This is a genomic window from Chitinophagales bacterium, from assembly GCA_020636495.1.
In the GTDB taxonomy this organism is placed as follows: domain Bacteria; phylum Bacteroidota; class Bacteroidia; order Chitinophagales; family Chitinophagaceae; genus UBA5543.
Window position 1 is genome coordinate 2,695,001 of the sequence record JACJXQ010000008.1, and the last position, 19,113, is coordinate 2,714,113.

The window sequence follows — 19,113 nt, forward strand, 5'->3', positions numbered from 1 at the left end:
ATACCAATCCGGCTTCCCAGACTACTTCACCAGGGCACCCGCCCCCCCGATCGGCAAACAAAATACAATTCCCATTGGGTAGGTCTTGTAACCGCACCAACACCTATTCAACGTAGCTCCCCTCGATTGGCAATGTGATACCCATACGTTCACAAGACAGACCAAAAGCGAGATATCACAATTCAGACAAATTATGGACTATACTAAATTTGCATGCAGAATATACCTGACATAAAAATATGTGAAATGGGAAACATTCCCTCGGTGCAACCTAGTTTACTCTTGATAGTTCAACAGTTTCAACAGGCTGATACACCAATGGTATATGCTCAACTACCACATCACTCTTATCCAGCCCAAATGCGGTTTCGTCACGTTGTCCTAATTGTTTTAGTTTAAAGTATATATTTAGCAATAATCCTTCACGAAGGGAAAACTCATTCTCAACCGACAGAAATTTTTCTATCACAACAAATTTAAAATCAGGTTCTGAATTATACCTGGTTGAGCCATCCGGGCGCATATGCAGGCTTAGTTCCTTATTAGTTACCAGTTCCTGTACTATCTTCTTAAAGTACAATTCTGTGCGCGGTTGCACCCTGAAGCCTATATCTATACTTACCTTTATTACTTTATCATCCACCAGTTCTGTTACCTGGTACTCAAGCGTATAGGGCTCATCAGTTCTGTTCAGGTGCAAAAACCAATATACGTCCGCTCGTTTGGGTCGTTTGGAAAATATTGATTTCATGATTTTTTCTTCTACCTGTTCACGGTTGTTTGCTTTGCTGAGGTATATCAGGTGCGTAGCAAACTTAGATACACCATCATCATTACTCAACTCTTTCAGCAGGCGCATATATTGACCTAGTTGTACGAATTTCACCAGTTTATTATTGGCTTTCCGTCCATAATACCATGCATACATTACAAGAAATATCCCCGCTTCAAAAAAGAGGAACATCCACCTTTCTTTTATTTTGGCAATATTGGCAATAAGAAAAGAGAATTCTATACTGCTAAACCCAAGTACGATAACTGCTACAAGCACGGAATTCCATTTGCGGATGTATAGCATATAATAAGTAAGTAATATAGTTGTCATGATCATGGCGATGGTAATGGAAAAGCCATAAGCAGCTTCCATATGTTCTGATGAACGGAAATATAATATCATAAGCACGCACCCCAGCCATAATATAGCATTTACACTAGGAATATATATTTGCCCTTTCATATCGGTAGGTTGACGTACGCTCACTCTGGGCCAGAAATTCATGCTCATCGCCTCACTTATTAATGTATATGACCCGCTGATAAGTGCTTGCGAAGCGATAATAGCCGCAGCAGTCGCAATAAGAATAGCAGGGATCAAAAACCATCCCGGCATCATTTCATAAAAAGGGTTTCGTCCGGCCAACATAGGGTCACCCTGGTGCAAAAGCCATGCTGCTTGTCCCATATAATTTGTCATCAGTGCAACCTTTACAATGCCCCATGTAATACGAATGTTCCTCCTGCCACAATGCCCCAGATCAGAATATAAAGCCTCTGCCCCGGTTGTACATAAGAAGACTGCTCCCAACAGCCAGAATCCATGCGGGTAATGCACCAGTAAATTGTAAGCATAATACGGATTGAGTGCTTTGAGGACACCCGGGTGATTGAATATTTGAGACAGGCCCGTGATAAACAACATGGAAAACCATAACACCATCATCATACCAAATGTACGTCCTACCTTTTGTGTACCAAACCGCTGAAAAAAGAATAACAGTGATAAAATAGCGATCACAATAGGCACTGTGGGTATACCCGGTACAATTATACCAAGCCCTTCAACTGCTGATGAAACAGAAATAGGTGGAGTTATGATACCATCTGCAAGTAATGTAGTGGCACCTAAAATAGCAGGTATGATCAAACGTTTGCCATACCTGCGCACAAGCGCATACAGCGAAAAAACACCACCTTCGCCGTGGTTGTCGGCCATTAATGTTAAGACGATATATTTCAAAGTCGTCTGGAACAATAAGGTCCAGAAAATACAGGAAATACCGCCATACACCAGCAGCTCACTTATCGGGCGGTCACTTACTATCGCCTTCAACACATACAAAGGGCTGGTGCCTATATCTCCGTATATGATACCCATCGCTACTAATAATGAGGCAATACTCACCCTGTTCGAATGATAACCTTTCGAATTCATAATAAATATTTTTATGTTTAATTGCTATCTAACCTGCAAAACGGTAACCGACACCTGATTCGGTAATTATATGTCTGGGCTGATTTATATCTTCTTCGATCTTTTTACGTAACTGGGCTATAAACACCCTCAGGTATTGCGTTTGTTCTGCGTAAAAGGCTCCCCATATGTTTTTAAGCAAATACTTGTGGGTAAGGGCCTTCCCTTCGTTTTGTACAAATAGCACCAGCAGGTTATATTCAGTTTGTGTCAGCTTAACAGTTTCACCTGCTTTGGTAACACGCCTGTTCACTATATCCACAACCAGGTTACCAAATTGCAGTACAGGTTCTTTATCTGCACCTGAGCTATGACGTAGTGCTGTGCGAATACGAGCCAATAGTTCCCCTGCCCTGAAGGGTTTTACTAAATAATCATTTGCGCCGTTGTCCAGGGCTTCAACAATGTCAGTTTCTGTATTTTGAACAGACAAGATCAGGATGGGTTTGTCGTACCACTGCCTGAGTTCATACAATACTTCCTGCCCGCTCTTGTCCGGCAGGCCTATATCCAGCAGCACCACATCGCACCTGTGTGCAACCAGCATTTGTATGCCCTCGTTCCCGGTATGCGCCGTTCTTACATTATAGCCGTCAGCCTGCAATGTCAGTTGCAGCAATTTGCATATCTGAACTTCATCATCTATCACTAATATCTCAGGACTATTCATTTTTCAACGCATTTATATATGATGTTTCAGCAGGTAATTCTATCAAAAATCTCGCTCCTCCTTCCTGCATGTTCTGTAGTAGAACAGTCCCTCCCTGGGCTTCCGTAAAACCCTTTACAATAGACAGGCCTAGTCCGGTGCCTCCGGTACTTTTATTGTCCAGCCTGTAAAATTTATCAAACACATTTTCCAGTTCCGTCTCAGGAAATCCATTTCCCCTATCCGTTACGGATAGCATGCAACTGTTATATTCGCAATAAGCAGCAATGGTTATCAGCGTACCTTTCGGTGTGTATGCAAGGGCATTTACAATAAGGTTATGCAATACCTGTTCTGTAAGTCCATAATCCAATTTAAACAATGGCAGGTCATCTGCAATATCCACTTTTATATTGTACGTCACACCCGGCTGTTTCACCTTGTTAAGAGTGGCATGTATCAATTCTCTCATGTCACACCAGTCTTTTTTAGCCCTTATGAATCCGGATTCCAGCCGCGACATGTTCAGCAGGTTTTCTACTTGCTGGTTCAATCGCAAGGAAGCTGTAGAAATTTCATTTAACAGGTCTTTGCTGTTCACATCAGGCCCACTATTATTTTTACTCTGCAAATAATCTGTAGCCGCAATAATAGTAGCGATCGGCGTACGCAATTCATGAGACAACGAGTTTAATAATGTATTATATAACTTGATGGTGTTTTCCTTTTCCTGTTTTTCCCTATGCTGATTATCGATCTGCCTGATACGAAGAGTTAACACGCCATTAAGCAACGATATAACAAAGTACATCAGCAACAGCAAAGCGTCTTCGGCTGTACCAACATGAAACGTGAATTTAGGCGGTATAAAAAAGAAATCCCACACAAGTGCACTCAGCAACGATGCTACCAAAACAGGCCCGATACGCATAACCATCGCTAACAATGACACACTCACCAACAGCAACAGAGCTGTAACACGGTAATCTGTAACTCCTGATAACAAATACCCCAGTCCGGCAACTATCAGTACGGTCAATATACTAACTGCATATTGTGTTGATCTGCTCTTTGTCAAATATGTAAAACCTATCGGTTTGCCGGTCATAACACAAAATTAGACTGGTTTATATAAATAATTTATAAAGATTACTACCGCCGGCATAAGGATTTAATAAATAAAATGGATGCAGGAGCCCCCCCTTGGTCGGTCTTGTGACCATACCAAAACCCGTTCAGCCCCTGCTACTTCACCAGGGCACCCGCCCCCCGATCGGCAAACAAGATATAATTTTGAAAAATTGACAATATTATGTACATTTGACATAACAATACAAACCCCGAAAACTATTTAAACAGCAATATGATACAAATACGAAACTTACATACAACATTCATATATATAAGCCCTGCAACTGCTGGGCTTTTTTGTCAATTGTTAAGCACAGCGACCATAGCGTTTTACTTAACATTACTTAACAGTTTCCCTACTAACTACATGGTAACCAGCCATATGCAACAATCTGACAATGATTACAAGTTAGCCCCCGAAACCATGTTACTTAACAAAATGCCCCGTGCGTCTGATACACATTACCATTGTCAACCATACAACCTGTTAATGAGTTGTCTATTTAACATTTTAACTGCGAAACCCATTAACTAATAACCCGATATTATTTTATATACTGTCATTCTTTCGTTAATTTTGCAGCCTCAAAACGATAGTTAACCACCAATAAAAATAGCTTCCAATGGCATTCGACATCGATCTGATCAAAAAAGTTTACAGTGAATACCCTTCCAGAATAGCTGCAGCAAGGCAGCTGGTTGGCCGCCCTCTTACCTTCTCTGAAAAAATATTATACGCTCACCTGAGCGAAACCCCGACAAAGGCTTACGTACGTGGTAAGGATTATGTAAACTTTGCACCGGATCGCGTAGCGATGCAGGATGCTACAGCACAAATGGCTCTGCTTCAGTTCATGACCTGTGGCCGCGACAAAGTAGCTGTTCCCAGCTCCGTACACTGCGACCACCTGATACAGGCCGAAGTGGGTGCTGCTGCCGACCTGGCAACTGCCAACAATGTGAACAAGGAAGTGTATGATTTCCTGTCTTCTGTGTCTGACAGGTATGGCATTGGTTTCTGGAAAGCTGGTGCGGGTATCATCCACCAGGTTGTGCTGGAAAACTACGCATTCCCCGGCGGTATGATGATCGGTACCGACAGTCACACGCCAAACGCTTGTGGCCTGGGTATGATAGCTATCGGCGTAGGTGGTGCTGACGCTGTGGATGTAATGGCAGGCCTGCCATGGGAGCTGAAAATGCCCAAACTGATAGGTGTGAAGCTGACAGGCAAAATGAACGGCTGGACATCCGCAAAAGATGTGATATTGAAAGTGGCTGGTATCCTGACCGTAAAAGGGGGTACGGGCGCTATAGTTGAATACTTTGGTGATGGTGCCGAAAGCCTGAGTGCTACCGGTAAAGGAACCATCTGTAACATGGGTGCTGAAATAGGCGCTACATGTTCTCTGTTTGCTTACGACAACAAAATGGGTGACTACCTACGTGGTACCGACCGTAAAGACGTAGCAGAAATGGCTGACGGTATCCGTGAGCACCTGCGCGGTGATGACGAAGTGTACGCAGACCCTGCTAAATACTACGACCAGCTGATCGAGATCAACCTGGACGAACTGGAACCATATGTGAATGGTCCTTTCACTCCTGACCTGGCTACACCTATCAGCAAAATGGCTGAGGCGGTAGCTGCTAACGGCTGGCCTGCAGATGTAGAGGTAGCGCTGATCGGCTCTTGTACCAACTCTTCTTACGAAGACATCTCACGTTCTGCTTCAATAGCTGAAGATGCGATGAACAAAGGCCTCAAAGCTAAGAGTGAATTCACCATCACCCCTGGTTCCGAAATGGTACGCTACACCATAGAGCGTGACGGTTTCCTGGGCACTTTCGATAAAATGGGCGGTATCGTTCTGGCTAACGCCTGCGGTCCTTGTATCGGCCAGTGGGCGCGTCATATGGACGACCCCAGCCGTAAGAATACCATCGTAACTTCTTTCAACAGGAACTTCGCTAAGCGTAATGATGGTAACTCATCTACCCACGCTTTCGTAGCTTCTCCTGAAATAGTAACGGCATTCGCAATATCAGGCAAACTGGGCTTCAACCCTATGACCGATAAACTGGTGAATGATAAAGGTGAAGAGGTAATGCTGGCAGAACCTAAGGGTATCGAATTACCGGTTAAAGGTTTCGCAGTAGAAGATGCAGGCTACCAGGCTCCGGCCGAAGATGGCAGCAACGTAAAGGTGGTTGTTGACCCTGAAAGCAAGCGTCTGCAACTGTTAGAGCCATTCGCTCCATGGGAAGGTACAGATCTGAAAGGTATGAAACTGCTCATCAAAGCATTCGGCAAGTGCACTACCGACCATATATCTATGGCGGGTCCCTGGTTGAAATTCCGTGGCCACCTGGACAACATCTCTAACAATATGCTGATAGGCGCTATCAACGCATACAACAAAGAGACCAACAAGGTGAAGAACCAACTGACAGGTGAATATGGCGAAGTACCTGCTGTTGCCCGCGCTTACAAAGCAGCAGGCATAGGCAGCGTGGTAATAGGCGATGAGAACTATGGTGAAGGTAGCAGCCGCGAGCACGCAGCAATGGAGCCTCGCCACCTGGGTGTAAGGGCCATCATCGTTAAGAGTTTCGCCCGTATCCACGAAACCAACCTGAAAAAACAAGGTATGCTGGGTCTTACATTCGCAGACAAAGCAGACTACGATAAAGTTCAGGAAGATGACAACATCGACATCCTTGGCCTGACCGAATTTGCCGAAGGTCAACCCCTGACAGTGGTACTGAACCACAAAGACGGCAGCAGCGATAGCATAACAGTAAACCACACGTACAACGCTCAGCAAATTGAGTGGTTCAAAGCAGGTGGTGCACTGAATGTGATCCGTGCTGAGTTTGCTAAATAGAACATATAAAAAGAAAGCCACTCGATATGAGTGGCTTTCTTTATTGAATAACATTTTAAAACTAATCCCCTATCAGATCCCTGATAGCAACAGAAGCAACGCAGGCTCCAAAGGTTGCAGGCAGGTATGAAATAGTTCCATAGGCCGACTTCTTGTAGTTAGTACCATCCGTCAGCATCAGCGATTCTTTATTCGGATCTTCAGGAGAGAACACTACTTTGATGCCCTTGCGTATACCGGCTTTCCTCAGTCTTTTGCGCACCTTATAAGCCAGCGGGCAGTTATAAGTTTTAGAAAGGTCTGTTACTTTAAGGCGTGTAGGGTCCATCTTGGCACCAGCCCCCATAGAGCTCACAAAACGAAGCTTGCGTTCATATGCAGCCTGTATAAAGGTAAGTTTAGGCGTAAGGCTGTCTATGGCTTCTACTATATAATCATATTCCGTAGCCAGCACTTCATCCACTTTTTCCGGTGTGATGAACTCCTTGATACTGCGCAGTTTCAGTTCAGGGTTAATAGCCAGCAGGCGCTCTGCCATTATATCAGCCTTGGACTGCCCATGTGTTGTCGCCAATGCAGGCAACTGCCTGTTACGGTTGCTGGGATCTACAATATCACCATCTACAATGGTCATCTGCCCTACACCGGAGCGGCAAATGAATTCAGCTGCAAAAGAGCCTACTCCCCCCATGCCCACTACCAATACATGGGAATTGATCAATTTATTCAGCTTTTCTTTCCCGATGAGTAGTTCGGTACGCGAAAGCCATGTCGTATCATTCATATCTTAAAAACGGCTTGAAAATTCTTTTGAAGCTGCAAAATAAGTGCATCTTCTTCACTTTTCAGCAACATCGCAGCTCTTTCATATATATCCTTTATATCAACTCCCGCATCATCAGTCTCCAGGAATATCCTGTCAACCGGAACAGATGCTATGGATGTAGCAGCACTGCTACCCTCTTTTAGTATCGCAGCCCCGAACGACAGGTAATACCCGGCATCTACTATTTGCCGTGCCAATTGAGCATGCTTATTAAAACCATGGAATATCACAGGTACTGAAACACGGTGCTCTTTCAGCAACTGAAGTACCTCAACATACGCCCTTACACAATGAATGATCAGCGGCTTTTTCAAAGTATTAGCCAGGGATATTTGTGCGGTAAATGCCCCTACTTGCAGATCCAACGATGTTTCAGTCACTTTGTCCAACCCACACTCACCAATGGCTATCACATTATCAAGAGAGGCATACTGTTCCAACTCATCAAGTTGCTGTTTCACGACCTCAGCTCGTATATACCATGGGTGAATGCCCAGCGAGCATACAACTCCATTGCTTGCTTCTTCAAACCGCTCATACCGATTAATTATAGCAAACCCATTTCCACCCAGTTGATGTGTATGTATATCAATATACGGCTCCATACCCTGCTAATATATCAATACTGTAACATATTACGTTTGTTATCTTCAGTCTGATTTTAGTATTTTTACCATGTCTATGTACAACCGCCTGCTGAATATCAAGAATTTTATTGAGTGGAAAGCCTTTGGGGTATGCGCTGCTATTGGCGACAGGCTGGGTGTTGCATCTTCCCGCATCAGGCTATGGTTCATATATATATCATTCCTAACAATGGGCTCACCTATCATCATTTATATGATATTGGCCTTCTGGATGAACATGAAACGCTACATACTAATGACCCGCAGGAACCCATTCAAGTGGTTATAACAAAAAGGCAGGATGCAATAACACCCTGCCCTGAACACTACAACTGACAAGTTAAGCAACGCTTTCAGCACTTACCTCTTCCTCTACTTTCTTGGTCAATTGTATCTCTGCATTTATTCTTACCTCATCACTCACTACTACATTTCCTGCTTCTGTTACAGCTCCCCATGTTAGTCCGAAATCTTTACGGTTGATCTTGCCACTCAGGGTGAAACCGGCCTTTGTCTGCCCATATGGATCCTGTGCTATACCACCAAATTCCACATTCAGTTTCACGGGATGGGTATTACCACGTATGGTCAGGTCGCCCAGCAATGTATAATCGCTGCCTGAACCTTCCAGTTTTCCATTACTGAATATCATTTGCGGGTGATTAGCCGCATCAAAAAAGTCTGCCGACTTAAGATGTCCATCCCTTTGTTCGCTGTTTGTATCTATTGAGTCAATATCCGCGTTGAAACTGATCTTTGCTGTAGACATATCTTCTCCTTCCGTTACTGCCGATGCTTCAAACTTCTTAAAATAACCTGTTACAGTGGTTATCATCAGGTGCTTTACTTTAAACTGTATCTCGCTGTGCGAAGGGTCCAGTACCCATTTTACTTGTGCCATAGTTGTATTGTTTTAATTGTTGTTTACAAGACAAAGGTAAGCAATTAATGTATATACATCAATTGAGATAATTTATAATGATATAAGAAATGATTAGTTAATAGTCAACAGGTTAAATAGATGAGATATTCTGATTTTAACAGTAGCGTTACGTTTTCATAAACCTTAAATTCGAATTAATAATAAATTATAGAATGGTTAATAAACAGTTAACCGATGGCAAACACATGGTTAACCAAAGCACTTTTTTCTTGCAAAAGAGGAAAGACGCCTGATATTTGTACCAGCTTCAGAGCAACAACCAAACTAAAACAACCAAACTAAAACAAACAAAAAACAACAAACAATGAAAAAGATCATGACACTTCTGATACTGGGAGCATTGGCCATTCCGGCTTTTGCACAGAATCAAACCAACAGGCAGGAGCAGGCACAACAAGCGGCGAAGTTGGTTATGAGCAATGCTATTGAAATTACTTTTGGCGCTACAGGTACTGCTACCGGCAATACGGTATCACTGGCATTTAACAACGTAAACGATTATGCAAATGGTGTGGAATCAAGCGCTTACCAGGTAAAAGTACGCTCTAATAAAAAATTCAGGGTTCAGGCAAAAACGAGTTCTTCCCGTTTTTCTTACTCAGGAACCACAACTCCTGCTCCGCTAATGAATGTTAGTAACATTCTATTCCTGAAAGTAACAAACAATACAACAGGCGGGTCTGTAGGAAGCAGCTTTAATAACAGGTACAGGACAATGTCCAGCTCAAACCAGACACTGATCAATAACGCTACTCCGGGCGGAAATAACACCTTCGATGTTACTTATAAAGCAACTCCGGGCTATAATTTCCCTGCAGGTACCTATACTGTTAACGTAGTATACACAGCTACACAACTATAATTTCAGCAATCTTCATAAGGCGCTCATAAACAAACACTTACTGTTTATGAGCGCTTATTTATTGTGTTATTTGCGTGTTAACCGGATGTCAAGCAGGCGTTAACCGCCCATGTATTTTTGTCTCCAGGTTCCAGCCTCTGCATATTTGTACCTACAAACACGGAATAATCCGTATTACAAACAAAAAAAGGGTAAAATGAGAAAGATCATCACACTAACATTTTTAGCACTGAGTGTCTCGGTCAGTTTCGCAGTAGCACAGAATAACGAACTGTCTACTGCAACACAATCAGCAAAATTGGTTATGAGCAACGCTATTGAAATAACCTTTAACAGCAATGGCAACTCAGAAGGCGAAACCATTAACATGGCATTCGATAATGTAAATGATTATGCAAACGGAGTTGAATCAGCACCGATACAACTCAAAGTACGCTCCAATAAGAAATTCAATGTCTGGGCAAAAGCAACCTCTAACAAATTTAGCTACAGCGGCTCAATGAGTCCTGCACCGCAAATGAACGTGAATAAATTGTCGATAAAAGTAGTAAGCAACAACACAGGAGGCAATGTACCCAACAACGTAAATGGCAAATACAAGAAAATGTCAAAAAGCAACCGTAAACTGATCAACAACGGAACACCAGGAGGCAACAACACCTTTAGCGTACAATATAAGGCAGACCCCGGCTTTGAGTTCCCTGCCGGCACATACAGTGTAGACATAGTATACACAGCAACACAGAAATAGAACAGAATCAACTAATTATATTAAAAAAAGCACCGATCAACACGGTGTTTTTTGTTATCTGCCTGTTAACAGAATGTCAAACAGGGGTTAACCAAAACTGATTTTTCCCGATATGGGGACATTTTTTGCATATTTGTACCAACAAACACAAACAATCGGAAACTAAAACAAACAGAGGAAAGAAATGAAAAAGATCGCTCTCATATTACTACTGGCTACTGTTGCAGGCACTGCACAGGCTCAGAGTAATGAGCAGGCGGCCGCATCTCAATCCACCAACCTCGTTATGAGTAACGCTATCGAAATTACATTCAATAGCAATGGAAATTCACAAGGAGATGTTGTCAGCCTGGCATTCGATAATGTAAATGATTATGCAAACGGAGTAGAATCAAGCCCAATTGAGCTTAAGGTACGTTCCAACAAAAAATTCCATGTGTGGGCAAAAGCAAGCTCAAACAGGTTCAGCTATTCGGGCAGTACTACTCCGGCACCGCAAATGAATGTCAATAAACTGGCAATCAAAGTAGTGAGTAATAATACCGGCGGTACAACTCCTAATAGTGTCAACAATAAATACTCCAATATGTCAAGGAGTAACAAAAAACTCATAAACAATGGTACAGCAGGAGGCAACAACACTTTTGCTATACAATACAAAGCCAACCCCGGATATGAATTCCCGGCAGGCACATACAGCGTAGACATCATCTACACAGCAACACAGCAATAAAGTAATTAGTTGATCCCTAAAAGCTCTACGTCGAATATCAACGTACTGTTGGGCCCTATCTCCGCACTTACATGCCTGTCTCCGTATGCTAATTGCGGGGGAATAAAAAAGCGATATTTACTACCTACAGACATCAGTTGAAGCCCTTCGGTCCAGCCGCTGATGACCATATTAAGCGGAAATGTTGCAGGCTTGCCCCGCTGCACGCTGCTATCAAAGATTGTACCGTTGATCAGTGTACCATGATAGTGACACGTAACTTTATTATAGGGTGTGGGCTTTGCTCCGTCAGCTTCCTTCAAGATTAGATATTGTAAACCACTGGGTAGTTCCGTCACCCCTTGATTGTTCTTGTTTTCGGCAAGGAAAGCCAGACCCGCCTCCAGGTTCTCTTTTGCCTGTGCCTGTTTCATCAATCTTAACTTATCTGCAATACCCATGATTATTCTGTTATTTATGCGAAAATAAATATCTTTAGTAACATGCCTCTTGTAAATGGCAAAAGGTTTTTATATTTTTCAAAAAATAATAACGACATGAAGTCATATACATTCATAGCTGTTCTGGCTATTGCAGCCATCTCCTTTACTTCCTGCAAACGCTCCTACAATTGCGCCTGCTACAGCCCCAGCCTGAACAGGAGCACACCTGCATTTGAAATTAAAGACACTAAAAAGAAAGCTAAAGAACAATGCGAATCACAACCGCTTACAGGTGCCTATACAGGTACTGATTACATCTGCAGGATACAATAACAATATTTATCCAACACATAAACTTCTGACAAGATATAATTCAAGCGGGGCGTACAACGTACACCCCGCTTAATATTTCAAACAGTTCCGATATATTATTTGAACTTATTCAGAATGTTAGATGGCACACCACCCTTATGTAACAGGAAGGCTGTTGTCTTATATTGAACGTAAGCTTTTGTTACATAGATGTACCCCTTGTAATCGTTCTTCTCACCCCAGGAATTTTTAACCATATAATACTCTCTGCCATTTTGATCTTCGGCTACACCTACTATGTGCATGCCGTGATCGTCGGTAGTAGTATAGTTATCAAATGCCTGCTGGCGCATTTCCTCAGTTATTCTCCTTTCTTTTTTAGGTCCGTTGAATAATGCCTTTTGCTCGTCCTCTTCCATATCTTCCCAATCCTTTTCAGGCACGAATGCTACCCCATTCTTCCAACTGAAATACTTTTCGCTCACATCAGTAGCCCAGGCAACCGTATAGCCATTTTTCAGCGCATTGTCTATGATCGGTATGATATCATCAAACTTCACATTGAATATTTTATCCAGGCTCCAGTTGTCAGGTACCATCAGCATAGTTTTTTCATAGTATGGCTGGTAGCTGAATGAAGAGAACTCCATATAATCTGCCGGCTCGATGCCTACAACACTCTTTGCGAATGTCTTAGGTGTATATAGCTTACCCTTATAGTCAAATGTTTCCGGCACGGCCCCCAGGTAAGCATCCAGTACACCCTGGAACGCTTTCTTCCAGTTAGGTGTTATCTTCTTATTCGGATTCTTTACAACAACATCCAGCATAGATTTCAGAATACCCTGCATCTCGCCAAATACATTCTTGTCTGTACCATAATTCAAGCCGCTGTATACACTTTGCGGAAGCACACCATACTTAGCATACATATTGATAACATCGTGGCATGCACCACCGTCTCCATAAGAAAATTCGCCATGCATACGTACATAAGCATCCGCACGGTCAGTATATACGCAACGTGCAGTATATATCTCAGCAAGGTCAACAGCCGGGCGCCCCATGCGTATCATCTCACTCTCCAGGAAGGAGTTGGTTGAATAGCTCCAGCAAGTACCCGATTTACCCTGGTTCTTCACAGAGGTCCTTTCCAGGTTGATCTTTTCTTTGAATTCAAATTTCTTTTTTGCGCTATCGCTGGCGTTGCCGTCCAGCTTCTTTATCAGGTCGTCCTGTGCATTTGCCACCAAGGGCAACGCCATAGCCAGCATGATTACAATTTTCCTCATTATTTAAATTGATATATTATTAAACAGATGCTTGCGAAGATAGCTAAATATGCTGATGCCTGTATACACCCGTTTGGAGGGATATTGCGTAAAAAAACAAAGGGTTTCAAGTATATACCTGAAACCCTTTGTTTTGTAGTGACCGCGTCAGGATTCAAACCTGAAACCTTCTGATCCGTAGTCAGATGCTCTATTCAGTTGAGCTACGCAGCCATCCCTTTAAAATTGGGATTGCAAAGATAAGTGCATTTCTGTATTCTACAAAGCTTTTTTTTATTCTCTCCCTACTCTTGTTTTGTTGTTATTTTACAACCGGAAAATCAGCCTCATGGATATAGAGATATGGTCGATAGGAAAAGAGAACGAAGCCTTTATAGATACAGGCATCGAGCTGTATTTCAAAAAGACAAGACCGTATAATCCTGTTCAACTGGTCACACTTCAATTGCCCAAAAAAGCAGCCACAACGGATATTGAACGAACTAAACAACAGGAAGAAGAGCTTATATTTAAAAAACTGCAACCCAACCACTACCTGGTGCTTCTGGACGAAAGAGGAAAAATGCTCACATCTCCCCAATGGGCCAACCAGTTTCAGCAATGTATGAACCAGGGCGTTAAGACCCTTGTGATACTCATAGGCGGTGCCTTCGGGGTAAGTGACCGTATACGAAAAGAAGCAAAACAGGTTTGGTCATTATCCAACCTGGTATTCCCCCACCAGTTAGTAAGGCTTATTGTTGCCGAGCAGGTTTACAGGGCATTCAGTATATTGCACAACAGTCCGTATCATCATAGTTAATACATATATTTCTAAAACATGACCATAACGATCATAATCATAGCCATAACTGTACTGGTATCATTTTCTGCCTTCAGTAACGACGAACTATTCAACAAGCTCATATTCTATCCGGCCCGTATGGATAATCCTTCCGATTATTACAGGTTCATTACAGGAGGACTGATCCATGCCGACTGGATACACCTACTTTTCAATATGTATGTGCTATATATATTCGGCAGGCAGGTAGAGGGTGTATATTCCGTATTTCTGGGTAAGCCCATGCTCTATGCAGTACTATACATTTTCGCACTTGTATTTTCTTCCCTGCCGTCATTTGCCAAACACAGGCACGATTACTACTACAGGGCATTAGGCGCATCAGGTGCTGTAGCTGCAGTTATGTTCTCTTATGTGTATTATTCGCCATGGTCTGTACTATATGTATGGTTCATACCTATGCCGAGTATCCTGTTTGCCATAGCTTACCTGGTCTACTCTGCTTACGCATCACGCAGGGGTGGAGACAACGTAGGTCACGACGCACACTTTTATGGTGCCATTTTCGGCTTCTTATTTACGCTGATATTTGAGCCTACGCACGGACAAATATTCATCCAGCAGATCATCAGGCCATCCTTCAATCTTTAGGAGCGCTTAACGATCAATACCTCTGTTGTTAACGGTGTAACCTTGAAGCGTTCATCCAGGCGATGACCTGCTACCCACACTATACGTCTATTACTTTCCAGCACCCATATATGCTCTTTCTCATGAACGGGTACCTTTTTATCTATCAGGTAGCGACTGACCTTCTTCTTTTTCATACCCATACCTAAAGGGTATAAATAGTCACCTTGTCTCCAGCGACGCAGTATCAGTGGTTGCTCCAGTTTGGCTGTATTGATATATGCTATATTCTCATCTGCCGGTACAGAACCTTCAAAACTTTTGTATTGGAATTTATACTGCCTTCCATCTACCATAAATGTTGTAGGTATCTTGTCAATTGTAACAAGATCCGTCTGGCGGGTATCGAAAACTATAATGATAAGAAAGTCTCTGTCACGGATGACACGATGGGTAGCAGATGAAACATAATGCCCGCTTTCCGAATTCAGCAATGCAATAATATCATTGATCTGTCCCGTGGCGAACCCAAATTTCCTGAACAACTCATAACAGATTGTTTGTAAAGGATCAACCTTCAGCATTTTTCGCACAGGGATATAGTAGTCCTTTCCTCTTAACTCCAAAAGCTTTTTCAGTTCCGCATCAACTGCTTTGTTGTACAACACTTCGACCTCTGTAAATCGCTGTATGCTGTTATTCAGATTACAGATAACATTCGGGAACGCCTTTTGTACAACCGGCAGTATATTCAGGCGTACATCATTACGCAGGTATTTGTCGGATGAATTGGAAGCATCATTTCGATAAGGCACCGCGTGCTCCTCAGCGTATATCAGTATATCCTTTTTTGCTGCAAACAACAGCGGACGGATGATACGTCCGTTCGTTACAGGTATGCCATGCAACCCACTGATACCCGTTCCTTTAAACAGGTTCATCAGCAGGGTCTCTGCATTATCATTGGCATGATGTGCTGTGGCAATAGCCGCATATCCGTTCTCTTTCCTTACTTTTTCCAGCCATTCATAACGGAGTATGCGTGCCGTTTCCTGTATACCTTTCTTCCACTCATCTACTTTAGCCTGTGTATCAAACCTGACATGATGTACCGGCACATTATGTTGCGCGCACCAGCCCAGCACCAGTTGTTCGTCTTTGTCCGACTCCTCGCCCCTAAGCTGAAAATTGCAATGTGCCATGCCAAAAGGTGATCCTGCAGTAAGGAACATATGCGCCATGACCATTGAGTCTACCCCGCCACTAACGGCCAGCAGCACCGGTTCAGTAACAGGGAAACCCTTTACCTTAAAATGATCGCTGAATTTTTTCTGTAAAGACATGATCTAAAATGTCAGTTCTTCGTATGCACTTCTCAACTCGCTGTACGAGTGGTTATCGCCGGCTGCTTTGCATTGTTCCATCCCTTGTTCATATACAGCTATCGCCTTTTGCTCTTCACCCAGCCGCTCCAGCAGTTTGGCATAGTGATAATAGGTAGCCACATAGGCAGCGTCATACTCCATATTTTTTTTGAACAACTCTCCTGCCGATACATCGTCACCCAGCTTAATGTACTCCAGTGCCAACGCGTGGTTCAGGAAACAATCATCCGGGTTCTGCTGCAGGTATGCCCTGATCTTTTCTATTCTGTCGTTCATTGCCGGCGAAGTTAGATAATAACGGGCTACCATATGGTAGCCCGTCAAAAAAATCATTAATTCATGTATATGTTACCTGGCCACTACTACCCTTGCCTGTAACTTCTCAGTGCCCGTGCTGTTTACATATACCACGGTATAAACCCCATTAGGCATAGCCGAAATGTTTATCTCAGTAGCAGCCTCCTCAACATGCTGCTGCAATACCGTGCGGCCCATCATGTCTTTCAGTTGTAGTTGTCCGCTCAGGTCATTCACTCCATCCAGCGACACCTTTATTGTGTTCTGTGCCGGGTTAGGATATACGGCTATAACAGGCGACTTGGTAACATCCTGAACTTCATTGGGCCATAGCACATTGAAGTATTGTGTAAAGCCACAACCAAAATCACCGCTGAAATAACCATCCAGTTGGTATGGCAACGGAGAGTTGGTCCTGACAACTTTCAGATACCCTGAACCGGCACTTGAATTGGCCCACCATGATAAGCCATCGCAACCTGCATCTTCTACTACCAGTTTAAAAACACCCACTGTTAATGAAACCGTATCTCTGTAGGTTGTGTTCGGAGCACAGTTCTCTCTTTTGGCCAGTACATTATCATTATACTGGTCTACTATCTTCCAGCTTGTCTCGCTAACACCTGCTGAAACACTGGCATTTGTGAACATTTCTACCACAAATGTTGTCGGCAGTTGTTTTGCGGCAGTAAAGGAAGAAGAGAACTTATTATTGGTCGCATCATCATCAGCTTTGCCATTTACTTCAGCTATTTCCACGTTAAACTCATGTGTACCTGTAATGGTCCTCAGGTCAAGCAAGGGGTCAAATTTAACCGTTGCTTTTTCCAGTGGTGCCAACGAACCATTCCATATATATTCTTTCTGGCCGCTGCCGCCCACCATCTCGTATTTGAACTTGATACTGGTAATAGTAGTGCTACCTGTATTCTGCACTTCTACCATCGGCCTGCCTGTGTATGGATTGTAGCGATAATGCTTTTCGTGGTCGCTTGGTGCTATGATGTCATCCAGCGATGCATCCAGCGTTTTATTGAAACCACCATAATAGAACACATTACCCTGTACGATATAACTACCCCACGAGCCACTACCTATGTAATATTCGAAGTCAACATCCAGGTCGAAGGTATTACCGCCTGTTACCCCACTCAGCTTATGAAAATTAGGGAACACGATATCGCCAGGGCACCAGTTGCCCCTCTCATATATCCATGTACCCGACTGCGGGTATAAGTGGTTCAGGCCACAATCATCACGCCACATTTCTGTCTTATCAAACTTGTTGCCATTCAGCTTTACTTCATAATATTTCTTACTGAATTCGCAGCATCCGTTATTGTCGCTGCCATGCCCCGAAACGGTGAACATCAGTTCAGCAGATTGTGTATTGGCTGGTGCAGTCAGCGATTTTGTGTCTATCTTATTTTCAATGAACTGTGCCGCTGATGTATCACCAAAACGACTACTGGTGCCCCAGGCCTTGGTTACACCTAACACATTTCTCGGCGGCGTACCCTCGATCATGGCAAATTTTACATTACCCGTAAATCCCCATGAATAACCTGAATAGCTGATACGTACTGTACCGCTGTCTTTCAGTTCGTTGTAGAAATCGGTTACGTCAAATTCATAGCGTTCCTTCCATGTCCACGGGAAACGGGCATAGGAAACATTGGCATAAGGAGTTATGAAACGCGCCAGTTCCATAGTATCGCCTGTTTTGGGACGAATATGCAGGCTCACGGTATAATCCCAGTCACCGCAGTATTGCGCGCTAACGGGGCATTGGTATTTACCCAGGGTAAATATCATCATTATTTTACGGTAAGATTTACTGCCATCCGGAAATTCTACCGTCGTATCGAATGCGCCATTATGATCCATCCAGATGTCATTATGAGCCTGTACCCAGGTAGTATCTCCCGGTGCAGCCATCGCATTGATAGCCAACAAACTAAACACTGCCAGTAATATCTTCTTCATATTCATATTTGTTAAGAGGGTAAAAATAGCAAAAACATAATAGAGTGGGTAGATTGTCATGGTTTTGTAAATCCTGACTGATACAGTCTTAACATCGTTACATATACACATTTATCGCCCTGCGTAGACAGGTAAGCTATTTTGTATCGTTTTGTTCTGTTTTGTATCGAAAATGTGGACAGGTAAATTTTCCGTTTTTTATTAAACAGTTCATTTTCAATAAGGTAGACATTTCTACCTTTTTCGCGGCCTTTCGCATCGTCATAAGAATTAATATATAAGTTCGTTTTCATAAGGTGGTATTTTCAGTCGTAAGTAACAATAACAAATATAATACAAAATAAA

19 protein-coding genes and 1 tRNA gene are annotated in these 19,113 nt (G+C 43.0%); 8 read left to right on the top strand and 12 right to left on the bottom strand.

Annotated elements, in window-relative coordinates:
* Positions 1–271: 271 nt before the first annotated feature.
* From H6550_11980 to H6550_11990, 3 genes are read right to left on the bottom strand one after another with little or no spacing between them, the layout of a single operon-like run.
* Positions 272–2,212 (bottom strand): KUP/HAK/KT family potassium transporter, encoded by a 1,941-nt coding sequence (locus H6550_11980; protein ID MCB9046841.1) that lies wholly within the window; start codon positions 2,210–2,212, stop codon positions 272–274.
* A gap of 28 nt (positions 2,213–2,240) precedes the next feature.
* Positions 2,241–2,921 carry a response regulator gene (locus H6550_11985; protein ID MCB9046842.1) on the bottom strand — a complete coding sequence of 227 codons (681 nt, stop codon included), beginning with the start codon at positions 2,919–2,921 and terminating at the stop codon, positions 2,241–2,243.
* Positions 2,914–3,939, bottom strand: coding sequence for a PAS domain-containing sensor histidine kinase (locus H6550_11990; GenBank protein MCB9046843.1), 1,026 nt, complete (start codon positions 3,937–3,939; stop codon positions 2,914–2,916). The genes H6550_11985 and H6550_11990 overlap by 8 nt, the downstream gene beginning before the upstream one ends.
* A 715-nt stretch (positions 3,940–4,654) precedes the next feature.
* On the opposite strand from H6550_11990, the gene H6550_11995 reads away from it, so the two are divergent.
* Positions 4,655–6,919, top strand: a complete 2,265-nt coding sequence (locus tag H6550_11995; GenBank protein ID MCB9046844.1) for an aconitate hydratase — start codon at positions 4,655–4,657, stop codon at positions 6,917–6,919.
* 61 nt (positions 6,920–6,980) lie between these two features.
* Here the strand turns inward: H6550_11995 and H6550_12000 are convergent, their stop codons facing one another.
* Both H6550_12000 and H6550_12005 read right to left on the bottom strand, forming a co-directional pair.
* Entirely contained in the window at positions 6,981–7,703 is a 723-nt protein-coding gene (locus tag H6550_12000) for a tRNA threonylcarbamoyladenosine dehydratase (protein MCB9046845.1), read from the bottom strand.
* Complete coding sequence (locus H6550_12005; GenBank protein MCB9046846.1) at positions 7,700–8,350, bottom strand: TatD family hydrolase; 651 nt, start codon at positions 8,348–8,350, stop codon at positions 7,700–7,702. The genes H6550_12000 and H6550_12005 overlap by 4 nt, the downstream gene beginning before the upstream one ends.
* An 88-nt stretch (positions 8,351–8,438) precedes the next feature.
* On the opposite strand from H6550_12005, the gene H6550_12010 reads away from it, so the two are divergent.
* Positions 8,439–8,660, top strand: a complete 222-nt coding sequence (locus H6550_12010) for a PspC domain-containing protein (GenBank protein MCB9046847.1) — start codon at positions 8,439–8,441, stop codon at positions 8,658–8,660.
* Between the two features lie 51 nt (positions 8,661–8,711).
* On the opposite strand, the gene H6550_12015 is transcribed toward H6550_12010, so the two are convergent.
* On the bottom strand, positions 8,712–9,272 hold the full coding sequence (locus tag H6550_12015; protein ID MCB9046848.1) for a YceI family protein: 561 nt from the start codon (positions 9,270–9,272) through the stop codon (positions 8,712–8,714).
* Between the two features lie 346 nt (positions 9,273–9,618).
* On the opposite strand from H6550_12015, the gene H6550_12020 reads away from it, so the two are divergent.
* From H6550_12020 to H6550_12030, 3 genes are all read left to right on the top strand, one after another.
* The gene (locus H6550_12020; GenBank protein ID MCB9046849.1) at positions 9,619–10,176 is read left to right on the top strand and encodes a hypothetical protein; all 558 of its coding nucleotides are present in this window, start codon (positions 9,619–9,621) and stop codon (positions 10,174–10,176) included.
* A 196-nt stretch (positions 10,177–10,372) separates the two neighbouring features.
* Positions 10,373–10,927 carry a hypothetical protein gene (locus tag H6550_12025; protein MCB9046850.1) on the top strand — a complete coding sequence of 185 codons (555 nt, stop codon included), beginning with the start codon at positions 10,373–10,375 and terminating at the stop codon, positions 10,925–10,927.
* A gap of 184 nt (positions 10,928–11,111) precedes the next feature.
* A complete protein-coding gene (locus H6550_12030) occupies positions 11,112–11,660 on the top strand; it encodes a hypothetical protein (GenBank protein ID MCB9046851.1) in 549 nt (182 codons plus the stop codon).
* 5 nt (positions 11,661–11,665) lie between these two features.
* Here H6550_12030 and H6550_12035 read toward each other — a convergent pair whose 3' ends face one another.
* Positions 11,666–12,100 (bottom strand): FKBP-type peptidyl-prolyl cis-trans isomerase, encoded by a 435-nt coding sequence (locus H6550_12035; protein ID MCB9046852.1) that lies wholly within the window; start codon positions 12,098–12,100, stop codon positions 11,666–11,668.
* 96 nt (positions 12,101–12,196) lie between these two features.
* Here H6550_12035 and H6550_12040 point away from each other — a divergent pair, with 96 nt between their 5' ends.
* Positions 12,197–12,415 carry a hypothetical protein gene (locus H6550_12040; GenBank protein MCB9046853.1) on the top strand — a complete coding sequence of 73 codons (219 nt, stop codon included), beginning with the start codon at positions 12,197–12,199 and terminating at the stop codon, positions 12,413–12,415.
* 95 nt (positions 12,416–12,510) lie between these two features.
* Here the strand turns inward: H6550_12040 and H6550_12045 are convergent, their stop codons facing one another.
* Both H6550_12045 and H6550_12050 read right to left on the bottom strand, forming a co-directional pair.
* On the bottom strand, positions 12,511–13,686 hold the full coding sequence (locus H6550_12045) for an aminopeptidase (protein ID MCB9046854.1): 1,176 nt from the start codon (positions 13,684–13,686) through the stop codon (positions 12,511–12,513).
* Positions 13,687–13,825: 139 nt separating this feature from the next.
* A tRNA-Arg gene (locus H6550_12050) sits at positions 13,826–13,899 on the bottom strand.
* A 115-nt stretch (positions 13,900–14,014) separates the two neighbouring features.
* Between H6550_12050 and H6550_12055 the strand changes: the two genes are divergently transcribed.
* Positions 14,015–14,488 carry a 23S rRNA (pseudouridine(1915)-N(3))-methyltransferase RlmH gene (locus tag H6550_12055; protein MCB9046855.1) on the top strand — a complete coding sequence of 158 codons (474 nt, stop codon included), beginning with the start codon at positions 14,015–14,017 and terminating at the stop codon, positions 14,486–14,488.
* Between the two features lie 18 nt (positions 14,489–14,506).
* A complete protein-coding gene (locus H6550_12060) occupies positions 14,507–15,121 on the top strand; it encodes a rhomboid family intramembrane serine protease (GenBank protein ID MCB9046856.1) in 615 nt (204 codons plus the stop codon).
* On the opposite strand, the gene tilS is transcribed toward H6550_12060, so the two are convergent.
* From tilS to H6550_12075, 3 genes are all read right to left on the bottom strand, one after another.
* Entirely contained in the window at positions 15,118–16,443 is a 1,326-nt protein-coding gene (tilS, locus tag H6550_12065) for a tRNA lysidine(34) synthetase TilS (GenBank protein ID MCB9046857.1), read from the bottom strand. The genes H6550_12060 and tilS overlap by 4 nt on opposite strands.
* Before the next feature lie 3 nt (positions 16,444–16,446).
* Positions 16,447–16,761, bottom strand: coding sequence for a hypothetical protein (locus H6550_12070; protein ID MCB9046858.1), 315 nt, complete (start codon positions 16,759–16,761; stop codon positions 16,447–16,449).
* A gap of 72 nt (positions 16,762–16,833) precedes the next feature.
* Positions 16,834–18,768 (bottom strand): T9SS type A sorting domain-containing protein, encoded by a 1,935-nt coding sequence (locus H6550_12075; GenBank protein ID MCB9046859.1) that lies wholly within the window; start codon positions 18,766–18,768, stop codon positions 16,834–16,836.
* Between the last annotated feature and the right edge of the window lie 345 nt (positions 18,769–19,113).